Source organism: Micromonospora sp. C51, from assembly GCF_018070435.1.
In the GTDB taxonomy this organism is placed as follows: domain Bacteria; phylum Actinomycetota; class Actinomycetes; order Mycobacteriales; family Micromonosporaceae; genus Micromonospora; species Micromonospora sediminimaris.
Window position 1 is genome coordinate 1 of sequence record NZ_JAGPXQ010000027.1, and the last position, 23389, is coordinate 23389.

A 23389-nucleotide genomic window follows, 5' to 3' on the forward strand; every position below is an offset into this window, starting at 1 on the left:
AACCGACAACGCCGCCATAGCTCACTGGGCATGCTCACCCCGATCGAGTATGAGAAGCTCCACCCGATCGCCCTATCCGCAGCCTGACGCCAACCAACACGGCTCCGAGAAACCCGGGGAACATCAACTCGGTTATGCAGTATGAGCCGACCCGGCCCATCGACTGGCGCACCTTCCAGTGGGCGCACGACGTATGCGCCAAAGCCCGCCGCGGCTTCTCGGAGTAGGACGAGCACCGCGGGCTCAACCCACCACCCGTACCACCACACGCGTGCCCGGGACTCGTGGGATTGCTTGAGGACTGGAAGAGATGCACAACGACGAGCGGTGGCGCCGTCGCGATCCGTAGGGAGATTCCTTCGTGTCGCCGAGCTCACTGCTCATCGGGCCCGGAAGGCCCCAGCTCCTACGCTGACACCAGTGGTGACCAGTGCCGGCCCCGCAACGGCTCCCGAAGCCCCCGGCGGTGCGCACTCACCAAAAAAACGCGGCCTGACCAGCGGATTCACCGCCATGACAGGCCGCGCTTGGGTACGCGTTTCGAGTGGGCGATACTGGGTTTGAACCAGTGACCTCTTCCGTGTCAAGGAAGCGCGCTCCCACTGCGCCAATCGCCCGTGGTGCACCGGCGACACCCGCAGGTGTTACCGGACCGCGAGCGGACGACGGGATTCGAACCCGCGACCCTCACCTTGGCAAGGTGATGCGCTACCAGCTGCGCTACGTCCGCCTGCTCCCGTCAAGCGCCGGGAACGGGCCAACTGTACCCGATGGCAAGATCGCCGGGGGCGCCGCCCCCGGGCCCACCGTGATTGCGCCGCTCGTCCCCCGGGTACAGACCTTCCCCGACAGCACACCGCACCCCCCGGACAAAGGAGGCTGTCATGGGTATCGGCACCAGCATCTTTCTGTTGGCGCTCGGCGCCATCCTCACCTTCGCGGTCAACGCCAGCATCGGCGGGCTCGATTTGGACGTGGTCGGCTGGATCCTGATGGCCGCCGGCGTGCTCGGCCTGATCCTGACGACGCTCGTCTGGGGCCGCCGTCGCCAGACGGTCGCCACCACCACGGAGGAGCCGGTGGAGTACCGCCGGGTCGAGGAGCGGCGGGACGTCGCGCCGCCGATGTGACCGGCTGCGGGCGGTGGCGGTCACCGGACGGTGGCCGCCACCGCCGCGCGTCTACCCGGCGCGGCGCGCGCGGCTCGATGACTCAGGAGCGGCCGGCGGCCAGTTCCGTGGTGACCGGAGCGTCCCAGTCGATCCGGTAGCGCTGCTCCGGGCCGAGCGTCCGCTCCGGGTCGAGGAAGGTCCGCAACGCCAGCGGCATCATCAGCCGCATCATCCGCTTCGCGATCGGGCCGACCGTCTTGGTGGAGGTCGTCTGCCGGCCCCGCCGGAGCACCTTCTCGACCCGCCCACGGCGCAGCCGCTCGTACGCGTCGAACGCGGCCGGCACGTCGGGGTGGTCCCGCAGGCAGCGGGCCAACTGCACGGCGCTCTCCACGGCCAGCGACGCGCCCTGGCCGGAACTCGGTGACGGCGCGTGCACCGCGTCACCCACCAGCGCCATCCGACCGTCGTGCCAGCGCGGCACCGACGGCATGCTCTCGATCGATCCGATGGCAACCAGGTCGTCCGGCCCGGTGTGGGCGAGCACCTGCCGGGCCGGCACGTCGTCTGCGAACACCTCACGGAGCCGGTGCAACCACTGCGATCGTGGAGTCCGGCTCGCCTCGGCGTAGCTTGTCGGTCGGCGATCCGGCACGTTGGCGAACCAGGCGGTGCGACCGTCGGGCTGCACCCAGTAGCCGAAGAAGGCACGGGATCCGAAGACGAAGTACATCGCCTCTGGATCGGCGTCGGGCACCGCGTACCGGGCCGCGCCACCGAGGTTCAGCAGGGGCAGCACCTGCGGCCCGGGTGCCTGCGGGTCGATGAGCGTACGCACCCGGGAGCGGATGCCGTCCGCGCCGATCAGCACGTCGGCGCTGGCCGTGGAGCCGTCGGCGAACCGGGCGAGCACGCCGTCGTCGCGCTGTTCGGCGTCGACCAGTCGCTTGTCGTACACGATCCGCACGCCCTGCGCCTCAGCCCGTTCGCGCAGCACCCGGGCCAGGTCGTCGCGCCACAGCCCCAGCGTGACCGGTTCCACCGCCAGGTGCGGGAAGGCACCGATGCGGCCTCCGCGACCGTCGGTGACCACGGTCCGTCGCATGGGCAGGCCGACACTCTCGACGGGTAGCTCGGCATCGACCAGGCGCAGCGCGGCCAGTCCGTTGGGCGCGAGGGTCAGGGTGACCCCGCTTCCCTCGGTCGCCGACGGGTACGCCTCGTGGACGGTGGCCTCGATTCCGGCGCGACGTAGCGCCATCGCGGTCACCGGACCGGCTATCCCGCCGCCGATCACCAACGCGGTTCGGACGGATGTCATGCGCGACCCCCCATGGTCTCCTGCCAGGACTTCGCATAGTCCGGCTGCTTGAGTGACTCGATCAGCTCGGTGACGAACCGGCGCTCGGCCTCCAGCAGCGCGAGCGCGTACTGCTCCTCGATCAGGAAGATCCAGGCGACGCCGTCGGCGCGGGCCTCGTCCATGGTCGTGCGGGTCTCCTCGATCCGGCCGGCCAGCGCCGCCGACCGGCGGCGCAGCACCTCGACCGCCTCGTCGGGCGGCAGCAGGCTGAGCAGCGACAGCGCGACGGCGAAGTGCGGATATTCGTCGCGGGGCTGGGCGAGCAGGGAGCGCAGCCAGTCGTGCACCTCGTGCCGGCCCTCTTCGGTGATCGCGTACACCGTGCGCTCGGGGCGGGCGCTGTCCCGGACCGTCTCCTGCGCGGTGACGAACCCGGCCCGGGCGAGCTGCTCGATGACCATGTAAAGGGAGCTGCGGGTGTACCGGATGAGCTTGTCCTGACCGGTCTGCTTGAGCCGTCGACCCAGCTCGTAGGGGTGCATCGGCTCCCACATCAGCCAGGCCAGCACGGCCAGGGCCAGCGGGTTGGGCACTCTCCGACGTCGCTCCACCACCACTCCCTTAGTCAATGCTGACTATGCAGGACTGACCAATAGAGCGTCAACCCGCTCACGCGGGGGTACGACGGAGACATGCGAAAGGCCCGCTACCGGATCTCCGGTAACGGGCCTTCATCTGCGGGATCTGCTGGTGGGCGATACTGGGTTTGAACCAGTGACCTCTTCCGTGTCAAGGAAGCGCGCTCCCACTGCGCCAATCGCCCTTGCTGTTCTTACCGAGGTGGGGACGGGATTTGAACCCGCGTACACGGCTTTGCAGGCCGTTGCCTCGCCTCTCGGCCACCCCACCGAGGTTGCCCCCGTCACGCGTGGCGGCAGCTCCGAGCGGACGACGGGACTCGAACCCGCGACCCTCACCTTGGCAAGGTGATGCGCTACCAACTGCGCTACGTCCGCACGCCCCGGGTGTACCCGGTGACGGATGAGAACTCTAGCCGAGCGGTGGATCGGATGCCAAATCGGTCTCCCGTCCCGGCGAGTCCGGAACTGTCCGGCTTCCGACTGTCGTAAGGCGGATCAACAGGGGTTTGGTGACCGGCCGTATCCGTTTCGATCGGATACGGTGACGGACGTGACGAGACGTGCGGCGGAAATCCGCCTGGATGCCCTGCTGCGCACCGCATGTGACGTGATCGGGCAGCGCGGGTTGGCGAACACCCGCACGGCCGATGTGGCGCAGGCCGCCGGGGTGAGCCAGGCACTTGTCTTCTATCACTTTGCCACGAAGGAACGACTGCTCGCCCAGGCCTTCGCGTACGCGGTCGAGCAGGATCTGGCCCGGCTCGACGCGGTCACCCGCTCCAGCGCCCCGCCGCTGACCAAGCTCCGTCGCATCCTGCGCCTCTACACCCCGGCCGGGCGCGCCACCTCCTGGTCCATGTGGATCGACGGCTGGGCGGAGTCGCTGCGTACCCCCGAACTGGAGAAGGTCTCCCGCAAGCTGGACCTACGGTGGCGGCAGGACCTGGCCACGGTGATCGCCGACGGGGTCCGGGAGGGCAGCTTCGTCTGCGCCGACCCGGCCGGGGCCGCCTGGCGGATCAGCGCCGTCATGGACGGCCTGGCGGTGCAGCTCGCGGTGCACGACCGGGTGATCTCCCGCCGCCAGTTCGCCGAATGGGTACGCCTGGTGACCGCCCGCGAACTGGGACTGGATCCCGAGCAGCTGGACTAGCCGCGACCTGCGCCACCGAATCCGGCGGGTTACCCGAGCCACCGGCGGGAACAAAGGCGGCATGGAGCTGCTGAAGACGTACCGGCGCAGCCTGGCCGAGTTCACCGACCGGGTGGAACAGGTGCACCCCGGACAATGGTCGGCCGCCACCCCCTGCCCCGGCTGGGACGTCCGGACACTTGTCAATCACGTGGTCAACGAGGAGCGCTGGAGCGTGCCGCTGCTCGCCGGACGCACCATCGACGAGGTCGGTGACCGCTACGACGGCGACCAACTGGGTGCCGACCCGATCCAGACCGCCCGTGAGGCCGCGGCGCAGGCCGAGGTCGCCGCGACCAGCCCGGGCACCCTGGACCGGACGGTGCATCTGTCGGCCGGCGCCACCTCCGCCGAGGAGTACCTGCACCAACTGCTGGCCGAACACCTCGTACACGGCTGGGACCTGGCGGTGGCGATCGGCGCGGATCCGACGATGGACGCCGACGCGGTCGCCGAGGCGGCCCGCTGGTACTCCCGCCACGTCGAGGACTACCGGAGCAACGGACTCGTCCAGCCCGAGGTCGAACTGCCCGCCGGGGCCGGTGAACAGGACCGCCTCCTGGCTGCCTTCGGCCGCGACCCCGACTGGGCCCCGTGACGTGACCGGACGCCACGGTGGGGACGGACGTCAGCCGCCCGCCCCCACCGTGGTTTGAATCAGCTCAGGTAACCGCCGTCGCGGGGCACCGTCCGCCACCGGCTGCGCGGGTCCGACCGCCGTTCCCAACGCCCGGGCGCCGGACCGCCGGCGTCGACCGCGGCCTCGGGCTCACGAGTCAGCTGCCGCAACCGCAGCAGCAGGCCCACCCCGAGGAAGAGCAGCAGACCGCCGAGGAGGAAGGCCACCTCGGTCAGACCCAGCCCGCTGCCGGTCTGGCTACCGGCCGCGTCGGCGTCCGGCGGGTCGGCCACCCCACCCGCGTACCCCGCGTCGTCGGCGGGATCGCTCTCCTCCTCGGTCGGATCCACCGTCGGCACCTCGACCGGCTCCTCCGTCGGGTCCACCGTCGGTACCTGGGACGGGGTGGGTGACGCAGTCGTGGGGCGGGCTTCCGCGCCCCGACCCACCACCTCGCGGGTCGCCGTCTGACGGGACAGCAACCGCAGGTTCCGGTCGTACGCCTCAGCGGCGAGGCTCACCCGTCCCCCGTCGGCGTCCCGGTCGAACGCGATCCGGTACTGCGCGGTGACCGTACGCCCCGGGCAGAGCGTGCCCGGGTCGAGCTGACGGTCGGTCAGCCGTGCCGCGTCACCCTCGGCGCGCACCTCCACCGGGAACGAGCCGGTCTCCTCGATCCGATCCACCCGCACCTGGTCCAGTCGCAGCCCCTGCACCCCCAGCACCAGGGACCAGCGCACCTTGATGCAGTCGCCCTGGTCGTCGCGGGACACCACAGCGGAGACCGTCGCCACCCGCCCACCGGCGGTGAACTGGTCCGGCAGGCCGCCGAGTTCGGTGGCGAACGCCGCATGCGCCGGCGCGGCCATGGCGAAGTCCACCCCGGTGAGACATGCCAGCGCCACCCCGATCCGTAGCGTGTAACGCCACAGCCTCTTCACGATCCGTCCTCCCGTTGGTCGCCTCCATTGGCAACGCTAGGAGCGCGGGAGGCCACCCGGTAGACGGGCGTGTTCGCACGTACCGTGAAGCGAGATGCCCGATTTCACGTACGGTATTGAACCGCTCACGGATCACCCGCGACACGCCGGGCGCGGTGACGGTGGACAATCACCGGATGTCCGCCCTCTCCGCCGCCTTCGTCCGGCTGCACGCCCGGCTCGCCCCCGTCGCCTTCGTACCCGAGGTGCGGCTGCACCAGGCGGACGAGCCGATCGGGTTGTGGGAGCTGACCGAGGGCGAGTTCCGCAGCGACCGGCCGCCACCGTTCTGGGCCTTCGCCTGGGCCGGCGGCCAGGGCCTGGCACGCTACGTCGCCGACCACCCGGAGACCGTCGCCGGCCGCCGGGTACTCGACCTGGCCTCCGGCTCCGGCCTGGTGGCCATCGCCGCCGCCCGGGCCGGCGCGACCGCCGTCCGCGCCGTGGAGGTCGACGAACTTGCCGTCGCGGCCGTCGCGCTCAACGCCGAGGCCAACGGGGTACGCGTCGACGCCGAACTCGGCGACATCCTCGACGGCGACGCGGGTGACGCCGAGGTGATCCTGGCCGGCGACGTGTTCTACAGCGAGGCGATGGCCAACCGGGTGCTGCGGTTCCTGTTGCGCGCCACCCGGGCCGGGGCGTCGGTGCTGGTCGGCGACCCGGGACGGGCCTTCCTGCCCCGGGAACGCTTCAACGAACTCGCCACCTACGACGTGCCGGTCAGCGAGGCGCTGGAGAGCGTACGGGTGAAGCGCACCACGGTGTGGCGGTTGCGCGCCGGGCGGCCGGAGGCGGGCGACTAGCGTGACGCCGTGCTGTTCCGCAGCTGGGAGCAGGTCCCGGCAGAATCCGGGGCCGGCGTCGCCCACTGGCCCGACGTGGCCCGCGTCGCCGATCACGTGGGCGTCGAGCACCTGCTGGTGACCCGGCACGCCCTGGTCCGCCAGGTGCTCACCGACCCCACGACGTTCCGACCCGACAACGCGCTGGACGCGGTCACCCCGATGCCGGTGGCGGCGCTGCGGGTGCTCGCCACCCACCGGTTCCGGCTGCCGCCGACGCTGGCCAACAACGCCGGCGTCAGCCACCCGGAGATCCGTGCCCTGGTCGCCGACGCCCTGCACCCGACCCGGGTGGCCGCCCAACGGGACTGGCTGTCCGCGCTGGTCCGGCAACGGGTCGCCGAGCTGACCGCCACCCTGGACACCGGCGCACCTGTCGACCTGCACGCGAGCCTCGCCGCCGACCTGCCGCTGCTGGTCCTGGCCCGGCTGGTCGACCTGCCCGACACACCCGTCGCGGCGGTGAAGGAGTTCGCCCGCGCGGCGCTGGAACTCTTCTGGGCGCCGCTGGACACCGACCGACAGCACCTGCTCGCCGTCGAGGTGGGTCGTTTCCACCGGTTGCTGCGGGAGCTCGCGGCCACCGGCGACGGCCTGGCCGCGTCCCTGCGCGCCGCCGGGCACCCGCCCGACGTGGTCGTCGGCGCGCTGTTCTTCCTGCTGGTCGCCGGGCAGGAGACCACCTCGCAGTTCCTCACCCTGCTGCTGCACCGGCTCACCGCTGAGCCGGCGGTGCTCGCCGGGCTGCGCGACGGATCGGTGCCGGTCGCCGACGTGGTGGAGGAGGGGCTGCGGCTGGAACCACCGATCGTCACCTGGCGGCGGATCGCCGCCGTGGACACCACGCTGGGCGGGACGGCGGTGCGGGCGGGTACCAGCGTGGTGTTGTGGCTGGCCCGCGCCGGACGGGACCCGGAGATCGTGCAGTCGCCGGACGAGTTCCGTCCGGGGCAGCGCGGGTCACGCCGGCATCTGGCCTTCGGGGCGGGCGTGCACCGTTGCGTCGGTGACCAACTCGCCCGGATGGAAGCCACCACGCTGGTGACCGAGGCCGCACCGCTGCTGTCCGGGGTACGCGTGCTGCGTCCGCCCCACTATCCCGACAACCTCACCTTCCGGATGCCCGACGCCTTCGTCGTCCGCCGCTGACCGGTGTGAACTGACGAAGCGTGAGTTGACGAAAGTCAGTGCCGGGTGGTGCCTTTCGGGCACGGCAGGTCGAGCCGTCGCGGACCTACCGTCCGGACATGATTACGTTACGTGCGTTGACCAAGCGGTTCGGGGAGACCACCGCGGTCGACGAGCTGACCGTCGACATCGCTCCCGGCCGGGTCACCGGCTTCCTCGGGCCGAACGGCGCCGGCAAGTCGACCACCATGCGACTGATCCTGGGACTGGACCGGCCCACCGCCGGGCAGGCGCTGATCGGCGGGCAGTCGTACCGCGAGCTGCGCCGGCCGCTGCACGAGATCGGTGCGCTGCTGGACGCGCGGGCTCTGCATCCCGCCCGCTCCGGCCGGGCCCACCTGTCCGCGATAGCCGCCAGCAACGGCATACCCGAACGCCGGGTGGACGAGGTGCTCGCCACCGTCGGGCTTGACGATCGGGCGGCGGCGAAGCCGGCTCGCGCGCTCTCCCTCGGCATGGGGCAGCGGCTCGGCATCGCCGGTGCCCTGCTCGGCGACCCGGCGGTGCTGATGTTCGACGAACCGGTGAACGGCCTCGACCCGGACGGCGTGCGCTGGATCCGGCAGCTCAGCCGGTCCCTGGCCGCCGAGGGCCGGACCGTGCTGATCTCCAGTCACCTGATGAGCGAGATGCAGCAGACCGCGGACTGGTTGGTGGTACTCGGCCGGGGCCGGCTGATCGCTGACGCGCCGACCGCTCAGGTGGTCGCCGGGAGCGGAGTCGCCGTACGGGTCCGCAGCCCGCGACCGGCCGGCCTGGCTGCCCTCGCCGACCGGCTGACCGCCGCCGGTGTGCTGGTCGAGTCCTGCGGAACCGACGAGCTGTCCGTCACCGGCAGCACCGTCGAGCGCGTGGGAGAGCTGGCGCACGAACTCGGGGTGCCGCTGCACGAACTGGCCTCGCACGAGGCATCCCTGGAGCGGGCCTTCATGGCTCTGACCGCCGACCACGTCGAGTACGCAGCCGGCGCGGGAGGTGCAGCGGCATGACCACGATCCGCGCGGAGTGGATCAAGCTCCGGACGGTACGCAGCACCTGGTGGACGGTGCTCGCCGCGGTGGTGCTCATGGCCGCCACCGCCGGGCAGCTGGCGATCTACGTCGCCAACCACAACACCAACGACGATCCGACCGACGACACCGGGGTGGTCCCGCTGGGCGGTGTGCTCATCGATTCGCTGGAGCTGGTCCAGTACGCCGTGCTGGCCCTTGGCCTACTCATGATCACCAGCGAGTTCACCACCGGAACGATCCGCACCACTTTGCAGTGCACACCGTCGCGGGGTCGGGTACTGCTGGCCAAGGCGGCGGTTGCCGCGACCGTGACCTTCGGGCTCGGGTTGCTGCTGGGCGCGGTCGGCGCGCTGGTGGCGGCGCCGGTGCTCGGCGAGTGGGGCACGACACCCACGGCCGGCACCCTTCGCGACGTCGTCGCCCTGGCCGGCTACCTGGCACTGATCGGTGTCCTGGCGCTCGGGCTCGGTGCCGTGCTGCGCAGCGCGGTGCTCACCCTGACGGTTCTCCTCGCGGTGCTGATGATCGTGCCCCTGTCGTTGCGCGAGCCGGACATCACGGCACTGAACCGGATCGCCGACGCATTTCCGGGCGAGGCCGGTCGGCACTTCCTGGTCGGCGACGGGCAACCGTACCCAGCGGCGGTCGGGCTGCTGCTGCTCGCCGGCTGGGCCGCCGTGGCACTGCTCGCCGGGCGAGCGGCGTTGCGCAGACGCGACGCGTGAGACGTCAGGCGGGGCTGGTTCCTACTCGACTGGTTCGACCAGCCCCGCCTCGTACGCGAGAATCGCCGCCTGCACCCGGTTACGCACCTCAAGCCGGGTGAAGATGCTTGTCAGGTAGGTCTTCACGGTGCCCTCGACCAGAAACAGCCGGCGGGCGATCTCGGCGTTGGACAGTCCCGCCCCGACCAGCGCCAGCACCTCCCGCTCCCGGGTGGTAAGCCCGGCCAGCCGATCCTGGGCCAGCGGCCGGCGGGCCACCCGGTCGCCGCCCAACTCGATCACCCGGCGGGCCACCGTCGGGGACAGGTAGGCACCGCCACCGGCGACCGCGTGCACCCCGGCGATCAGTTCCCGCGGGTCGCCGGATTTGAGCAGGAAGCCACTCGCCCCATGCCCCAGTGCCCGGGCCACATGGTCGTCCTCGCCGAAGGTGGTGAGCATGATCGTGGCGGTCTGCGGCACCGACCGGCGAATCTCGGCGGCAGCCGCGAGCCCGTCCAGCTTCGGCATCCGGATGTCCAGCAGGGCGAGCCGAGGTCGGTGGGCACGGGCCAGTTCCACGGCCGTCCGGCCGTCGCCGGCTTCGGCGACGACCTCGATTCCGGGGTCGGTGGCCAGGATCGCCCGGACCCCGGCCCGGATCATCGCCTCGTCGTCGGCCAGCAGCACCCGCACCGGCTCCCACGGGACACTCGTCATTCGGTCGTCTGCTCCTTGCTGACCAGCCGCCCGTCGGCGAAGCACAACCGCCAGGTCGGATGGGCGAACGGGAAGTTGCCGTCGGTGTAGTACTCGCAGTCCGGCCGGGCCCCGGCGGGCCGATCGACCTGCCGGGGCGGCAGGCCAACCAGGTCGCCCCGGGCCGCACCCACCCGCAGGTCCTCGAAGGTGCTCCGGTCCAGCACCGCACCGACAGAGGCGACCGGGTAGTAGATCAGGGACAGTGCCAGCGCGAGGCCGACCGGGGCGCCGAGCGCCACCAGCAGGCTGCGCCGGACCTGCCGGCGAGCTGCCGCCCCCACCGGATGACCGGCGACGGCAGCACCCGCGCCGGTCGAAGCCACGTCGGGCTGGTCAGCCACATCAGGCAGGTCGGTCCCGTCGGGCCGGGATGCAATCGCGGCATCAGCGTTGGTGGCGGGGGCTGACACGGGTAGCCGGGCTCGGACGGCGAAGCCGCCCTGCGGGCAGGCACCGGCACTGAGCGAGCCACCGGCGAGCCGAACCCGCTCGGCCAGGGCGAGCAGGCCGGAGCCGGTGGCGGGCGGTCCCGGCAGCGGACCGGCCGGCGGCGACTCGTTCACCACCTCGACCACCACACCGTCCACCCGCCGGACCAGGCTGACCGTCACCTCGGCACCGGGTGCGTACCGAGCGGCGTTGGTCAACGCCTCACGGACCAGCCCGTATGCGGCATGCCACGTCAACTCCGGCAGGCCCGGCAGCACGTCATGCGGATTCGACGACATGTCTCGTAGGTTCAGCCGCACCGCCATGCCGGCCTCCCGGGCGCCGTCGACCAGGTCGGCGAGGTCTTCCCCGGCGGGACGGGTGGTGACCGGAGCGGTCTCCTCACGAAGCACCCCGATGATTCCGTGCAGCCGCTCGGTCGCCTCGGCCACACTGGCCCGCAGTTCGCCGGCGGCGACGCGGTGCCGGAGATCGAGGCCGTCGGCAAGTTCCAGTGCGGCGGCACGCAGCGCGATCAGACTCAGCGAGTGCCCGAGCGAGTCGTGCATCTCGCGGGCGATGCGGGCCCGTTCACGCAACCGGATCCGTTCCGCCTCGCCCTGCCGCTCGTGCGCGCGGGCCTGCTCGTAACGGCGACCGGCGTCGGCCAGCGCGGCCTGTTGCCGCCGGTACCTGCCGATCAGCCAGGGAAACACGCCCGCGAAGAGCAGTACCGTGGCGAGCATGAACCAGGTGGCCATGCCGGTGCCGAGCAGCCCGAGGTTGAACACTGTGCCACCGGCCGCGATCAGCGCGAACACCACGGCCACCGGCAGCGTACGCGGACTGCGTCGTCCGGCCAGGTAGCTGAACACCGGGATGGCGAAGACGAAGTTTCCGTTGAGCAGGGTACCGAGCACCACCACGATCAGGGCGACCAGCGGCAGCCGCCGACTGACCGCGACCGCGACACCGATCCCGCCCAGGCCGATGAGCAGCGACACCACGGCGTCGCGGGAGTACGGCGGAGTGGCACCGACGTACCCGAACGGCGCGGCCAACAACGCCCAGAGCAGCAGGTCGCGCCACCTCTTGAAGCTTCCGCCCGGATTCGGACGGCTCCGCCACCTGCTCTGCACGGCGGTCACGCTACCCACCCCGGTTCGAGGTCGACACTGACGAAAGTCAGCAGGTCGGCCCGGCTCGTTCAGATGGTCTCGTCGGCCCAGGCGCGCCAGTCGTCGAGCACGCCGTACAGGGCCGGGGTGAGCCAGCCCGGCGCGGAGCGCCGGAACACTCCCGGGTCCATCGCCCCGGCCCCGGCCGGCAGCGCGCCGAGCAGATTCGGCAGCAGGTCGCTGAGGTTCGCCCAGTGCACCAGCTCAGGCTCGGCCGGCCAGGCGCCGATGACCACGCCCGCCGGCACAGCCCGGCGGTCCAGGGCCTCCAGGGTGAGCGCGGTGTGATTGAGGGTGCCCAGGCCGGCCCGGGCCACCACCACCGCCGGAGCGCCCAGCGACACGGCCAGGTCGGCGACCGTCCACGGCTCCCCCGACGGCCGCAGGCCCATCGGTACGAGCAGTCCGCCGGCCCCCTCGACCAGCACCAGATCGTGCTTGTCGGCCTCTTCCCGCACCGCGTCGACCGCGTTGTACAGCTCCAGCGGCGGCAGTTCGGCCACCCGGGCAGCCGCCAACGGCGCGAGCGGGTCCGGGAAGCTGGCCAGCGTACGACCGGTCATCGGGGCAGCCAGCCGGGCGACCGTCTCGACGTCACCGGGATCGCCGGTGGCCGTACCGGTCTGGCCGGGTTTGACCACCGCCACCCGCAGCCCGGCCGCCTGTGCCGCGGCCGTGATCGCCGCGGTCACCACCGTCTTGCCGACCTCGGTGTCGGTCCCGGTGACCAGCACCGGTCCGCGCCACTGATCCGTCATGGCGCACATTCCACGATGACCTCCAGGGCGTGTTCGAAGTCCGCCCGCGGCACCCCGGCGCTGACAGTCAGGCGCAGCCTCGACCGGCTGTCGGGGGTGGAGGGCGGGCGAAAACAGCCGACCGCCACCCCCCGGTCCCGGCAGGCGGTGGCCCACGCCGTCGCCGCCTCCGGGCTGGGCGCGGTGATCGAGACGACGGCGGCGTCGGCAGCGGAGACGTCCAAGCCGGCGGCGCGCAGCCGGCCGACCGCGTGGGCGGCCCGCTCGGCCAGCTCGGCGCGCAGGCCGGCGCCGGAGCGCGCCAGCCCGACGGCGGCCTGCACCCCGGCCGCCACCACGGGCGGCAGGGCGGTGTCGTAGATGAAGGTCCGCGCGGTCTCCACCAGGTGCCGGACGAACTCGGCCGGGCCGGCCACCACGCCACCGGCCCCACCGAGCGCCTTGGACAGGGTCGCGGTGACCACCACGTCGGGTTCGCCGGTCAGTCCGGCCTCGGCCACCGCGCCGGCGCCGTCCGGGCCGACCACGCCCACCGCGTGCGCGTCGTCGACCAGCAGCAACGCGCCATGTTCGCGGGCGGTGGCGTGCAGCCGCACCAACGGGGCGAGATCACCATCGACGGAGAAGACCGACTCGGTGACCACCACGGCCGGTCGGCCCGGGGCGGCGGCAAGGGCGGCGGCGACCGCCGCCACGTCGGCGTGCGGGGTCACCACCGTCTCCGCACCGGAGATCCGGCAGCCGTCGATCAGTGAGGCGTGGTTGTGCGCATCGGAGATCAGCAGCGTACGGGGACGCACCAGCGCGCGGACCGCACCGAGGTTGGCCAGGTACCCGGAGGAGAAGACCAGCGACCGGTCGGTGCCGAGCCAGTCGGCGAGCGTCTCCTCCAGCGTGTGGTGGGCGTCGGTGGAGCCGCGGACCAGCCGTGAACCGGTCGCACCCAGCCCGTACGCGGCAAGGGCCTGCGCTGCGGCGGCAACCACCTCGGGGTGCCCGGCCAGGCCCAGGTAGTCGTTGCCGGCCAGGTCGACCACGCCGTCGGCGGCGGCGCGCGGATGCAGCCGGCGGGTCAGTCCCGCCTTGGCCCGCAGCTCGGCGCGGCGGTCCAGTGCCGCCAGCCAGTCCGCCACCGCCACGTCCCTTCCCCGCCGGTTCCCGCCCGTCAGGCGCTTCCGCCGGGCGAAGTTACCACCCGGGATGCCCGCACCGGCGTGGCGGCGTACGGCTCGCCGCGCTGAGCCACCGGGCGGCCGGGTCGGACCGGGCGGCGCGGCGGCCTTGTAGGGTACGTGCCATGCCAGAGATCCTCGACCAGGCCCGGGACCAGGTGCTGCACAACGGCGTCGGTCTCGACGAGGCCGGTGTCCTCGCCGTGCTGAATCTGCCCGACGAGCACCTGTCCGCCACCCTTCAGCTCGCCCACGAGGTGCGGATGCGCTGGTGCGGCCCGGAGGTCGAAGTCGAAGGCATCGTGTCGCTGAAGACCGGCGGCTGCCCGGAGGACTGCCACTTCTGTTCCCAGTCCGGCCTGTTCACCTCGCCGGTGCGGTCGGTGTGGCTGGACATTCCCTCGCTGGTGCAGGCGGCGAAGCAGACCGCCGCGACCGGGGCGACCGAGTTCTGCATCGTGGCCGCCGTCCGCGGCCCGGACGACCGGCTGATGAAGCAGATGCGTGAGGGCGTCGCCGCGATCAAGGCGGAGGTCGACATCCAGGTCGCCGCCTCGCTCGGCATGCTCACTCAGGAGCAGGTCGACGAACTGGTCGACATGGGTGTGCACCGCTACAACCACAACCTGGAAACCTGCCGGTCGTACTTTCCGAACGTGGTCACCACCCACTCCTGGGAGGAGCGGTGGGAGACCCTGCGGATGGTCCGCGAATCCGGCATGGAGGTCTGCTGCGGCGGCATCCTCGGCCTCGGTGAGACCGTCGAGCAGCGGGCCGAGTTCGCCGCGCAGCTCGCCGAGCTGGATCCGCACGAGGTGCCACTGAACTTCCTCAACCCTCGGCCCGGCACGCCGCTGGGTGATCGCCCGGTGGTGGAGGGCAGGGACGCGCTGCGGGCCATCGCCGCGTTCCGGCTGGCCATGCCGCGCACCATCCTGCGGTACGCGGGCGGCCGCGAGATCACCCTGGGTGATCTCGGCACCCGCGACGGGCTGCTCGGCGGCATCAACGCCGTGATCGTCGGCAACTACCTGACCACCCTCGGCCGACCGGCCACCGACGACCTCAAGCTGCTGGACGAGCTGAAGATGCCGGTCAAGGCGCTGTCGGCGACCCTGTGACGTCGGCCGTGGCTGGTCAGACCTGGTGCGACAGGTGCGGGGAAGTGGCAGCGGCCGGCGCCCACGAGCAGTGTGCGGCGGCCCGAGCACTGGAGCCGCCCCGATACTGCGCGCGGTGCCGACGCCGGATGAAGGTACAGGTGCTGCCGGTCGGCTGGTCAGCGATCTGCGTGGAACACGGCGAGATTCGGAGCTGAGCGGATGCTGCGCGGCAAGGCGGTGACCCTACGACCGGCGACGGCCGCCGACGTGCCCGCCCTGGCGCGGATACGCGCCGAACCGGAGGTACGCCGCTGGTGGCGCGGCGGCGACGACCTGGTCGCCGCCGTCGAGGCGGATCTCGCCGAGGAGGGCCTCTCGGTGTACGCCATCGAGCACGGCGACCGGGTGGTCGGCGCGATCCAGTGGCACGCCGAGGACGACCCGGATTACCGGCACGCCGGACTGGACATCTTCCTCGACCCCTCGGTACGCGGCGCCGGGCTGGCCGGGGACGCCATCCGCGTGCTGATCCGTCACCTGATCGACGTGCACGGCCACCATCGCTTCACCATCGACCCGGCGGCGGCGAACACCGCCGCCATCCGCGCGTACGCGAAGGTGGGTTTCCGGACGGTCGGGGTGCTGCGCCGCTACGAACGTGGCGAGGACGGCCGCTGGCACGACGGCCTGCTGATGGACCTCCTCGCCGACGACCTGCGCTGACGCCACGCCCCGGCCGGACTCGTCCGGGCGGAGCCTGCTCCTTCCCGACGCGCTGCTCCTGACAGACGGTGACATTCCACCCCCGCCCGTCACCCCACTCTGCTCCCTTTGCTCTGCTTCAATCGACGCAACGCTCACCGACGGTGACGGCGACCGTCGCCTGCTTGCTCTTCAGTCGATATGGAGCCCCTGCTCAGGCACTGTTGCGTGGGTTGAAGCAGAGCAAAGCGTGCGAGTGTGGCAGAGGTCCGACGCCGCCCATGCCACACAGAGTGAGCATCGCTCGCTGTGTCCGACCTGCCGGAGTCGTCCTCAGCCACAGGTCGGCCTGCACCCACCGCACTGCCAGCCACAGATCGGCCGCCGCGCAGTGGGTCCGGACGCAGCAGCGCTCCCGAGCGGACGCCTCTGCGCTGGCATGTCACACAGGAACGATCGTCCTGTGTGACATGCCAGCGTGGAGAGCTGTACAACGGCTAGGCTCCGACCGGGTGATCCAGTCGTCGCGTCAGCCGATGGTGCAGGTGGCGCCGTTGAGCGTGAACGTGGTGGGCTTCGGGTTGCTGCCGGTGTGCGTACCGTTGAAGCCGATGCCGACCGACGCACCCGGTGCCAGGTTGCCGTTGTACGACATGTTGGTGGCGGTCACCGCCGCACCGGTCTGGGCGTACGTGGCCGACCAGCCCTGGCCGACCCGCTGCCCGGCGTTCGGGAAGCTGAACGCCAGCGTCCAGCCGTTGATCGCGGTCGTGCCGGTGTTGGTGATGGTGATGTTCGCGGTGAAGCCGGAGCTCCAATCGTTGGTGCCGTAGGTGACCCGGCAGGGCGACGTGGGCAGCGGCGCCGAGGTGGTCACCATCACCGTCTGCGAGGGCGGCGAGGCGTTGCCTGCGGCGTCGATCGCGACCACGTAGAACGGGGTCGTGCTGTCCGGAGTCAAGCCGGTCAGCCGATAGGTCGGCTCGGTGACCGTGTCGATCAGGGTGTCGACCAGGTACGAACGGTAGATCCGGTACCCGACGACGCCCACGTTGTCGGTCGACGGAGCCCAGCTCAGCGTCGCAGCGGTCGAGGTGACGGCGGAGACCGTGGGCGTGCCCGGCGTGGTCGGTGGGACGGTGTCCCCCGTGTCCACGGCGGGAGTCGTCACGCTCAGCGACGGTGACGAGAAGGACGTGTTGCCGGCCCTGTCCCGGGCCACCACGCTGAACTCGTACGTCCGGGCCGGCAGCACGTCGATCGTCAGCGAGTTGGTGCTGGCGTTGCTCAATGTGATCGCGTCGCTGCCGATCTGGCGGGTGCTGACAAGGTAGACGTCGATCCCGCTGCCGGAGTCGGTGGACGGCTCCCAGGTCAAACTCACCGCTCGGGAGCTGACCGAGGTGGCCACCGGGGCGCCAGGGGTGGTCGGCCGGGTGGTGTCGGGGGCGTCCGGCGCGGGCTCCGAGCCCCACACCACCTCGCCGCCGGAGTAGAGCGGCAGGTTGCGGTTCGGCCCGGCGGTGGCCTGGTACGACGGGTCGTTCGCCGGGTTCCAGGTGCCGCCCTCGGGCACGCCGACCTTGAACTGCACCTCCATCCGGTGCTGTGACTGGCCGGCCGGCGCGATGGTGTGCCCGGTGCAGTCGACCTCGACGTACCAGAGGTCACCGCTGGCCTGACGGGCGGTGGTCGGTGCCGGACAGCCCTGGGTGTAGCTGGAGGTCACCTGCACCGGGCCGGTGCCGTCGGGCCGGAAGTAGTAGCGGAACTTCGCGTCGGTGAGTGCCCGGGCCGGGAAGGCCGACTTGTTGTAGACGATGGCCTTGATGCCGGTGGCCCGGGTCTCGTTCTGCATGACCGTGGTCTCCACGGTCAGCTCGTCGATGTCGGGCTGCTCGGGGACCGGGAAGTTGGCCAGCGGAGTGCCGCCGTACTCCTGGGACAGCCGGGCCAGCGCGGAGGTGAAGCCGGCGTTGTAGTCGGTGGCGACCTCGTTCATCACATAGTCCGACCGGTTGTCGGTGTACGCGTCGTTCGGCGAGGACGGCCCGCCGACAAGCGCGCCGTAGAGGGTGTGCCGGGTCTCGGTGGGCACCGTCTGGCTGTCCCACCAGGAGCCGTGTGCGGTGCGGTGGTGGGGGTTCTTCGGCGGGTTGGCGCCGAAGCCGATCACGTAGCTGGAGTTGCGCGGGTTGTCGCCGAGCGCGTAGTTGATCTGCCGAACGGCGAAGTCGTGGTAGCGCGCCTTGCGGGTCGCGTCGGTGGTCTTGTCGCTGTAGACCAGCGCGGCGAACGCGGTGTTGGCGGCGTACCGCAGCGCACCCCACGAGTCGAGCACCGCCATCCCGCCGGGCGAGTACCGGACCCGCTCGCCGTTGACGCCGACGGTCCAGAAGTCCAGCCACCGGTTGGCGTCGTCGATGTACTTCTGCTTGCCGGTCAGGTTGGCCAGCAGCACGTACGCCCCGAACTGCTTGTTGTCCCAGGCGACGGTCCACTTGTACGAGCGGGTGGTGGTCTGCGGCTCGGTGCCGAGCTTGTCGTACTCGCTCTCCGCCTTGGTCAGGTACGCGGCGTCGCCGGTGGCCCGGTACAGCCAGATCGCGCCCCAGACCAGCTCGTCCTGGTAGCCGCTCCAGGAGCGGTAGAAGCTGGTCGCGTCGGTGATGCACTCGTGGTAGTTCTTCCGCACCGTGTCGGCGAAGGTGTAGAGCTGCCGGGCGTGGGTCAGCAGCTTGTCGGCGTACGCGGCGTCGGTGGGCCGGAACACCATGGACGAGGCGGCCATCGCGGCGGCCGTCTCCCCCGCCAGGTCCGCGCCGCCACAGCTCGCGTCGATCTTGTACGCGGGCCGCGCCATCGGCATCACCTCGGCCGGCCCCCACCACTTGTGGTCGTCGTCGCCGTTGCCCACCTGTCCGTAGAGGACGTTCGGTGACGGGTGCGCCTTGACGAAGTAGTCGTTGACGTAGCGCAGGTTGTTCAGCAGATGGGTGAGCTGGCCGGACGCGGCGTACCCCGCGCGGTACTCGACCGCACCCCAGGCCAGCATGGTGGCGCTGAACGCCATCGGGAAGCCGAACTTCACATGGTCACCGGCGTCGTACCAACCGCCGGTGAGGTCGAGCCCGACGTCCGAGCCGTCGCGCAGCGCCGAATCGCCGCGCCACGAGACGCGGTTCCAGTCCGGCAGTTCCCCGGACTGCTGCGCCTCGTAGAACAGCAGGGACTTCTGTAACGCCTCGGCGTAGTTGAAGGCCGGGGCTGCGGCGGCGGCACCGGCACCGTCGGTCGGTGCGGCGGCGGCACCGGTAGCGGGTACGCTGAGCGCGAGCGCGAGGCCGGCGGCGAGTGCGGTGACGGCGGCCAGCATCCGGCGGGGCCAGGGCTGGTCGGGACGGTGGCGCGGCCAGGGCTGATCCGGCACAGGTCGGTCGGCGTGGACGCGGCCCGACCGTGGGGATAGAGGCATGCGACTACTCCTGTCGATGCGTGCCCGACGGCATCGACCGGACGCGTGCCCGCGTCGGAGTGGACGGCTGCCGGCGGTGGTGGTGGCGGCGAGGTGGCTCCAACAGGACCGGGAGCGCTCCCATGGATAGTTGACAATGTAATCCGGGCACCGACGGTTGGGAAGCCCGCTCGGCGGCGACATCGGGCGTCGGAAAGCCGTGCGGTGTTACACCGACACGCGCGAGGACAGCACCGGAAACACCGTCGCGGGCAGATCGCGGCTTCACGTCTGCCCAGGTCAGACCGTTCGCCCGAGATCAGGACCGGCCGGCCGGATGCGAGCATGTGCCGTCATCCCGCTGAGATCCGGAGGAATTCTCATGCCACAGCGTCGGCACGTGGCGCGTGCGGCCGTTTCCGGCGTCGCCGCCACGGCCCTCCTCGCCCTCGCCGCCCCGGCCTGGGCGAGCAGCACCATTCCGCTCCACTCGGCCCACCAAGATTCCACTGCGGCCGACTTCCAACAGCAGTGCGCGGACACCAGGTTCACCGACCGCCCTGCCGACCACGACGGCTGGCACTTCGTCCTGCCCGGCGGTCCGTCCGCGGGCGGCTTCGAGAGTCTGACGCTGACCTTCGACAACGGCTCCGGCACGGTCAACGTCACCGTGCCCGATGCCGGCGATGCCTACCCGGACGCGCTCTACCCCGCTGGGCAGAACGAGTCCCGACTTATCCACGCCTATCTGTTCACCCCGGCCGGGTGGACGCTGGTCAACGGTAGCGCCACGATCAGCGGCCAGGCTGACCGCTTCAATGTCAGCCACACCTGCGCCGACCAGCCGACCCCGCAGTCGCCGACCCCCACGCCAACCAGTTCGGCGTCGCCGACCCCGACGCCCACCACTCCGGAATCGCCGACCCCGGAGTCGCCGACGCCGACGCCCACGGTCCCCGAGTCGTCGGACACCCCGTCGGACGGCACCGGCGGCGGCGACGGCAACCTGCCGGTCACCGGCGCGGCGGTGACGACCATGGCCCTGGTCGGCGTCGGCCTGATCGGTGGCGGTGTCGCCCTGATCGCGCTGCGACGTCGACGTGACGGAATCACCTTCACCAGCTGACAGCACCATTCGAGAACGGCCGCCGGCATCGCTCCGGCGGCCGTTCTCGTCGTGGGGGCGCGGGTGGACGCCCGCTGGGCGATGCTACCGGCGGGTAGCCGCGATCGTACTCGCCAGTAACAAAGGGGGATTGTTCACACTATCGATATCGATAGATATCAAGACCGGGAATCAGCAGGTGAAGGGCATCGAGTCAGGGTGAGACAAACCCTCCATTGAGGAGCGGCTGGCCCCGGGTGTCCTGCGATACGGACCGTACTGTTGCCGTCGCGCTGGGCGGCACGCGACAGTACGCGGCACCTGGCGGCACCCCTCGATGGCCGCTCCCCGCCCACCTGAGGAGATCGCGATGGCTCTACGACTCGCCGACGGAACCTCCTGGCCAGACACCCTCGCCCGGGCGGTGGCCGCCACCGGTGAGGCGTTCGACCGCCCGGCCGACGGCACCACCACCTTGCGGAACCTGGTCGGCGGCGAGTGGCGCACCGGCGGCACGCCCACGCCGACGCGTACCCCGGTCGACAACAGTGCGCTGGTCAACCTGCCGCGACTTGACGCGACCACCGCCCGCGAGGCGGTCACCCACGCCGCCGCGGCCCACGCCAGCTGGGCCGAGACCCCGCTGGACGAACGCAGGTCGCGGGTCACCGACGCCCTGGACGCCCTCACCGCCCACCGCGATCTGCTGGCCCTGCTGCTGGTCTGGGAGATCGGCAAGCCGTGGCGACTGGCCTGCGCCGACGTGGACCGCGCGCTCGACGGGGTGCGCTGGTACGTCGACGAGATCGATCGGATGCTCGCCGACGGCCGCGCCCCGCTGCCCGGCCCGGTCAGCAACATCGCCTCCTGGAACTACCCGATGAGCGTGCTGGTGCACGCCGAACTGGTGCAACTGCTCGCCGGCAACGCGGTCATCGCCAAGACGCCGTCGCAGGGCGGCGCGGTCTGTCTCACCGTGGCGCACGCGCTGCTGCATCGCGCCGGACTGCCCGCCACCCTGCTCTCCGGCAGCGGTGAGGCGCTGTCCGAGGTGCTGGTACGGGCACCGGAGATCGGCGCGGTGGCGTTCGTCGGTGGCCGCTCCAACGGGGGCAAGGTGGCCGCCGCGCTGCTCGACTCGAACAAGCGCCACTTCATCGAGCAGGAGGGCCTCAACGCCTGGGGAGTCTGGAACTTCTCCCAGTGGGACCTGCTCGCGGCCCACCTCAAGAAGGGCTTCGAGTACGGCAAGCAGCGCTGCACCGCGTACCCCCGGTTCGTGGTCCAGCGGGACCTGGTCGACGAGTTCCTCGACATGTACCTGCCGGTGGTCCGCTCGGTCCGGTTCGGGCACCCGCTCGCGGTCGGCGAGACCTGGCAGGCCGGAGACCCGTTGCCGGAACTGGACTTCGGCCCGCTGATCAGCGCCGCCAAGGCCGACGAGCTGCACCGCAAGGTCGACGAGGCGGTACGGGGCGGCGCCGTCCCGTTGTACCGGGGCAGACTCGACGGCGCGCCGTTCCTGCCCGGGCAGGACACCTCGGCGTACGTCGCGCCGTCGGTGCTGCTCGCCCCGCCCGGCCGGTCCCGGCTGATGCACGCCGAGCCGTTCGGCCCGGTCGACACCATCGTCGTGGTGGACACCACCGACGAGTTGCTGGCCCAGATGAACGCCTCCAACGGCGCACTGGTGGCCTCCCTCGCCTGCGACGACACCGACGAGGCGGCGAAGCTGGCAGGCGACCTGCAAGCCTTCAAGGTGGGCATCAACCGACCCCGCTCCCGGGGCGACCGGCAGGAGCCGTTCGGCGGCCGGGGCGCTTCCTGGAAGGGTGCCTTCGTCGGTGGGGATCTGCTGGTCCAGGCCGTCACCGTGAGCGAGGACGACCACCTCTACGGCAACTTCCAGGACCGCACCGCCCTACCTCCGAACATCTGACCGCATCCGGTCAGGAGGCACGCGGTGGGCAGGACCCCCGCACCGGGAATCCTGCCCACCTCACCGGCCTCCGCACCGGAGGTCGGTCGTCTGAGCCGTCAGCCGGCGCTCTTCGCCGGCGCCGGCGCCTCGGCGGCCAACGGCACGGTCATGGTCAGCAGAGCGCCGTCCCGCTGGACGGTCGTCGGCCGGGACAACCGGCGCAGGGTACGCAGCATCGGCGCGTTGTCCGCCTGGACGTGCAGCACCATCGCCGCGTAACCGGCCGACTCGGCCTGCCGGGTCAACCGACGCAGCAGCGTCGAGCCCAGCCCACGGCGCTGCCAGTCGTCGCGTACCAACAGCGCCACCTCGGCCTCGTCGCCCTCGGCGAGCAGGTTCGCCATCGCGACGACCGACTCCGCCGCCCCGCCGGAGCCGGTCGTCGCGGCGACCAGGGTCAGCCCTCGGGCCGGCTCCAGGAGCCGACGCAGTCGGGCCGGGGAGGGAATAACCGCACCGCCGAGGTAACGGCGCTGCCGGCTGCGCACCGAGCAGGCCTGGTGCAACTCGACCACGGCCGTCAGGTCCTCCGCGACGGCGGGGCGTACGGTCAGCTCGGCCCCGTCGGGCAGGACCACGGTGACCTGTTCGGTGCTGCGCCGGGCGGCGGTGGCACCCAGTTCGAGCAGCGCCTGGGCCCGGGCGTACTCGGCCGGAGTGAAGCTCGGCGCGACCCGGCGCAGGGTGTACGACCCGCCGTTCGGGTCGGCCAGCAGCATCGTCATCCCGTCGATCCCGGGCCGGGCCAGGGCCGGCGCGGCCCGCCAGGTCACTTCGTCGGCGCCGAGCAGGGCCCGTAGCACCTCACCGGTCGCGTCCGGGTCGTGCACCAGCCGCGTCGCCAGCCCGAGCACCCGGGTCGGCTGGTCGGCCAGGCCACGCGCCTCGCTGCGCGCCACCCAGCAGTCCCGCCCCCGGCCCCGCTCGACCGCGGCGAGCAGTCCCGCCTCGTCGAGGGTGTCCGGCGCGTCGACGAGGAAATCATCGACGGCACCCTGCTCGGTGGTGTGCACCTGCACGGTGAGGATGTTGACTCCACGCAACGCGAGGCTCGCCGTGAGCACCGACAGGTAACCCGGTCGGTCGTCCACGGTGGCTCGGATCCGCCACAGCGTCATCGTTGCCTCCCTTCGCCTGCCACCCTCGTC

The 23389-nt window shown here is 71.5% G+C and carries 21 protein-coding genes and 5 tRNA genes; 12 read left to right on the top strand and 14 right to left on the bottom strand.

Going from position 1 to position 23389, the window contains the following annotated elements:
• Positions 1 to 545: 545 nt before the first annotated feature.
• Positions 546 to 617, bottom strand: a tRNA-Val gene (locus KBX50_RS22725).
• Positions 618 to 657: 40 nt separating this feature from the next.
• Positions 658 to 730: transfer RNA gene (locus KBX50_RS22730), tRNA-Gly, on the bottom strand.
• 154 nt (positions 731 to 884) lie between these two features.
• Here KBX50_RS22730 and KBX50_RS22735 point away from each other — a divergent pair.
• Complete coding sequence (locus KBX50_RS22735) at positions 885 to 1130, top strand: DUF6458 family protein (RefSeq protein WP_093402891.1); 246 nt, start codon at positions 885 to 887, stop codon at positions 1128 to 1130.
• An 82-nt stretch (positions 1131 to 1212) separates the two neighbouring features.
• Here KBX50_RS22735 and KBX50_RS22740 read toward each other — a convergent pair whose 3' ends face one another.
• The 5 genes from KBX50_RS22740 to KBX50_RS22760 form a co-directional block, all read right to left on the bottom strand.
• Entirely contained in the window at positions 1213 to 2433 is a 1221-nt protein-coding gene (locus tag KBX50_RS22740; RefSeq protein ID WP_210939629.1) for an FAD-dependent monooxygenase, read from the bottom strand.
• Positions 2430 to 3026 (bottom strand): PadR family transcriptional regulator, encoded by a 597-nt coding sequence (locus KBX50_RS22745; protein ID WP_210939631.1) that lies wholly within the window; start codon positions 3024 to 3026, stop codon positions 2430 to 2432. Before KBX50_RS22745 ends, KBX50_RS22740 begins: the two co-directional genes overlap by 4 nt.
• A gap of 137 nt (positions 3027 to 3163) precedes the next feature.
• Positions 3164 to 3238 (bottom strand) — tRNA-Val (locus KBX50_RS22750).
• Between the two features lie 15 nt (positions 3239 to 3253).
• Positions 3254 to 3324: transfer RNA gene (locus KBX50_RS22755), tRNA-Cys, on the bottom strand.
• Between the two features lie 34 nt (positions 3325 to 3358).
• Positions 3359 to 3431: transfer RNA gene (locus KBX50_RS22760), tRNA-Gly, on the bottom strand.
• A 175-nt stretch (positions 3432 to 3606) separates the two neighbouring features.
• Between KBX50_RS22760 and KBX50_RS22765 the strand changes: the two genes are divergently transcribed.
• Together KBX50_RS22765 and KBX50_RS22770 are read left to right on the top strand one after the other, a co-directional pair.
• A complete protein-coding gene (locus KBX50_RS22765) occupies positions 3607 to 4209 on the top strand; it encodes a TetR/AcrR family transcriptional regulator (protein ID WP_210939633.1) in 603 nt (200 codons plus the stop codon).
• 61 nt (positions 4210 to 4270) lie between these two features.
• Complete coding sequence (locus KBX50_RS22770; protein WP_210939635.1) at positions 4271 to 4846, top strand: TIGR03086 family metal-binding protein; 576 nt, start codon at positions 4271 to 4273, stop codon at positions 4844 to 4846.
• 59 nt (positions 4847 to 4905) lie between these two features.
• Here the strand turns inward: KBX50_RS22770 and KBX50_RS22775 are convergent, their stop codons facing one another.
• Entirely contained in the window at positions 4906 to 5808 is a 903-nt protein-coding gene (locus KBX50_RS22775) for a hypothetical protein (protein ID WP_210939637.1), read from the bottom strand.
• Between the two features lie 176 nt (positions 5809 to 5984).
• On the opposite strand from KBX50_RS22775, the gene KBX50_RS22780 reads away from it, so the two are divergent.
• The 4 genes from KBX50_RS22780 to KBX50_RS22795 all read left to right on the top strand — a co-directional run bounded on the left by KBX50_RS22780 (position 5985) and on the right by KBX50_RS22795 (position 9618).
• On the top strand, positions 5985 to 6653 hold the full coding sequence (locus KBX50_RS22780; protein ID WP_210939639.1) for a methyltransferase: 669 nt from the start codon (positions 5985 to 5987) through the stop codon (positions 6651 to 6653).
• 9 nt (positions 6654 to 6662) lie between these two features.
• Positions 6663 to 7841: a cytochrome P450 gene (locus KBX50_RS22785; protein ID WP_210939640.1), complete on the top strand. Its 1179-nt coding sequence runs from the start codon at positions 6663 to 6665 to the stop codon at positions 7839 to 7841.
• 98 nt (positions 7842 to 7939) lie between these two features.
• Positions 7940 to 8869 (top strand): ATP-binding cassette domain-containing protein, encoded by a 930-nt coding sequence (locus KBX50_RS22790; RefSeq protein WP_210939643.1) that lies wholly within the window; start codon positions 7940 to 7942, stop codon positions 8867 to 8869.
• The gene (locus tag KBX50_RS22795; RefSeq protein ID WP_210939644.1) at positions 8866 to 9618 is read left to right on the top strand and encodes an ABC transporter permease subunit; all 753 of its coding nucleotides are present in this window, start codon (positions 8866 to 8868) and stop codon (positions 9616 to 9618) included. The genes KBX50_RS22790 and KBX50_RS22795 overlap by 4 nt, the downstream gene beginning before the upstream one ends.
• Before the next feature lie 21 nt (positions 9619 to 9639).
• On the opposite strand, the gene KBX50_RS22800 is transcribed toward KBX50_RS22795, so the two are convergent.
• Genes KBX50_RS22800 through KBX50_RS22815 form a run of 4 tightly spaced genes read right to left on the bottom strand, consistent with a single transcriptional unit; the run spans position 9640 to position 13857 of the window.
• Positions 9640 to 10317 carry a response regulator transcription factor gene (locus tag KBX50_RS22800; RefSeq protein WP_210939646.1) on the bottom strand — a complete coding sequence of 226 codons (678 nt, stop codon included), beginning with the start codon at positions 10315 to 10317 and terminating at the stop codon, positions 9640 to 9642.
• Positions 10314 to 11936 (bottom strand): sensor histidine kinase, encoded by a 1623-nt coding sequence (locus tag KBX50_RS22805; RefSeq protein WP_210939648.1) that lies wholly within the window; start codon positions 11934 to 11936, stop codon positions 10314 to 10316. Before KBX50_RS22805 ends, KBX50_RS22800 begins: the two co-directional genes overlap by 4 nt.
• Before the next feature lie 59 nt (positions 11937 to 11995).
• Positions 11996 to 12733 (bottom strand): dethiobiotin synthase, encoded by a 738-nt coding sequence (bioD, locus tag KBX50_RS22810; protein ID WP_210939650.1) that lies wholly within the window; start codon positions 12731 to 12733, stop codon positions 11996 to 11998.
• Positions 12721 to 13857, bottom strand: a complete 1137-nt coding sequence (locus KBX50_RS22815; protein WP_210939653.1) for an 8-amino-7-oxononanoate synthase — start codon at positions 13855 to 13857, stop codon at positions 12721 to 12723. The genes bioD and KBX50_RS22815 overlap by 13 nt, the downstream gene beginning before the upstream one ends.
• A gap of 164 nt (positions 13858 to 14021) precedes the next feature.
• On the opposite strand from KBX50_RS22815, the gene bioB reads away from it, so the two are divergent.
• From bioB to KBX50_RS22825, 3 genes are read left to right on the top strand one after another with little or no spacing between them, the layout of a single operon-like run.
• Positions 14022 to 15017, top strand: a complete 996-nt coding sequence (bioB, locus tag KBX50_RS22820; protein WP_093402884.1) for a biotin synthase BioB — start codon at positions 14022 to 14024, stop codon at positions 15015 to 15017.
• Positions 15014 to 15214, top strand: a complete 201-nt coding sequence (locus KBX50_RS32940) for a hypothetical protein (RefSeq protein ID WP_307871045.1) — start codon at positions 15014 to 15016, stop codon at positions 15212 to 15214. The genes bioB and KBX50_RS32940 overlap by 4 nt, the downstream gene beginning before the upstream one ends.
• Positions 15215 to 15218: 4 nt before the next feature.
• Complete coding sequence (locus tag KBX50_RS22825; protein ID WP_210939655.1) at positions 15219 to 15722, top strand: GNAT family N-acetyltransferase; 504 nt, start codon at positions 15219 to 15221, stop codon at positions 15720 to 15722.
• Between the two features lie 508 nt (positions 15723 to 16230).
• On the opposite strand, the gene KBX50_RS22830 is transcribed toward KBX50_RS22825, so the two are convergent.
• Positions 16231 to 19176 (bottom strand): glycoside hydrolase family 9 protein, encoded by a 2946-nt coding sequence (locus tag KBX50_RS22830; protein ID WP_374224706.1) that lies wholly within the window; start codon positions 19174 to 19176, stop codon positions 16231 to 16233.
• Between the two features lie 361 nt (positions 19177 to 19537).
• Between KBX50_RS22830 and KBX50_RS22835 the strand changes: the two genes are divergently transcribed.
• Together KBX50_RS22835 and KBX50_RS22840 are read left to right on the top strand one after the other, a co-directional pair.
• Complete coding sequence (locus KBX50_RS22835) at positions 19538 to 20281, top strand: LPXTG cell wall anchor domain-containing protein (RefSeq protein ID WP_210939657.1); 744 nt, start codon at positions 19538 to 19540, stop codon at positions 20279 to 20281.
• 349 nt (positions 20282 to 20630) lie between these two features.
• Positions 20631 to 22199, top strand: coding sequence for an aldehyde dehydrogenase family protein (locus KBX50_RS22840; RefSeq protein ID WP_210939659.1), 1569 nt, complete (start codon positions 20631 to 20633; stop codon positions 22197 to 22199).
• A 98-nt stretch (positions 22200 to 22297) separates the two neighbouring features.
• Here KBX50_RS22840 and KBX50_RS22845 read toward each other — a convergent pair whose 3' ends face one another.
• Entirely contained in the window at positions 22298 to 23359 is a 1062-nt protein-coding gene (locus tag KBX50_RS22845; RefSeq protein ID WP_210939660.1) for a GNAT family N-acetyltransferase, read from the bottom strand.
• Positions 23360 to 23389: the final 30 nt, after the last annotated feature.

Coding starts and splice junctions, on each gene's coding strand:
- KBX50_RS22735 (WP_093402891.1), top strand. CDS start 885: ATGGGTATCGGCACCAGCATCTTTCTGTTGGCGCTCGGCGCCATCCTC.
- KBX50_RS22740 (WP_210939629.1), bottom strand. CDS start 2,433: ATGACATCCGTCCGAACCGCGTTGGTGATCGGCGGCGGGATAGCCGGT.
- KBX50_RS22770 (WP_210939635.1), top strand. CDS start 4,271: ATGGAGCTGCTGAAGACGTACCGGCGCAGCCTGGCCGAGTTCACCGAC.
- KBX50_RS22780 (WP_210939639.1), top strand. CDS start 5,985: ATGTCCGCCCTCTCCGCCGCCTTCGTCCGGCTGCACGCCCGGCTCGCC.
- KBX50_RS22790 (WP_210939643.1), top strand. CDS start 7,940: ATGATTACGTTACGTGCGTTGACCAAGCGGTTCGGGGAGACCACCGCG.
- KBX50_RS22795 (WP_210939644.1), top strand. CDS start 8,866: ATGACCACGATCCGCGCGGAGTGGATCAAGCTCCGGACGGTACGCAGC.
- KBX50_RS22800 (WP_210939646.1), bottom strand. CDS start 10,317: ATGACGAGTGTCCCGTGGGAGCCGGTGCGGGTGCTGCTGGCCGACGAC.
- bioD (WP_210939650.1), bottom strand. CDS start 12,733: ATGTGCGCCATGACGGATCAGTGGCGCGGACCGGTGCTGGTCACCGGG.
- bioB (WP_093402884.1), top strand. CDS start 14,022: ATGCCAGAGATCCTCGACCAGGCCCGGGACCAGGTGCTGCACAACGGC.
- KBX50_RS22825 (WP_210939655.1), top strand. CDS start 15,219: ATGCTGCGCGGCAAGGCGGTGACCCTACGACCGGCGACGGCCGCCGAC.
- KBX50_RS22830 (WP_374224706.1), bottom strand. CDS start 19,176: ATGCCTCTATCCCCACGGTCGGGCCGCGTCCACGCCGACCGACCTGTG.
- KBX50_RS22835 (WP_210939657.1), top strand. CDS start 19,538: ATGCCACAGCGTCGGCACGTGGCGCGTGCGGCCGTTTCCGGCGTCGCC.
- KBX50_RS22840 (WP_210939659.1), top strand. CDS start 20,631: ATGGCTCTACGACTCGCCGACGGAACCTCCTGGCCAGACACCCTCGCC.
- KBX50_RS22845 (WP_210939660.1), bottom strand. CDS start 23,359: ATGACGCTGTGGCGGATCCGAGCCACCGTGGACGACCGACCGGGTTAC.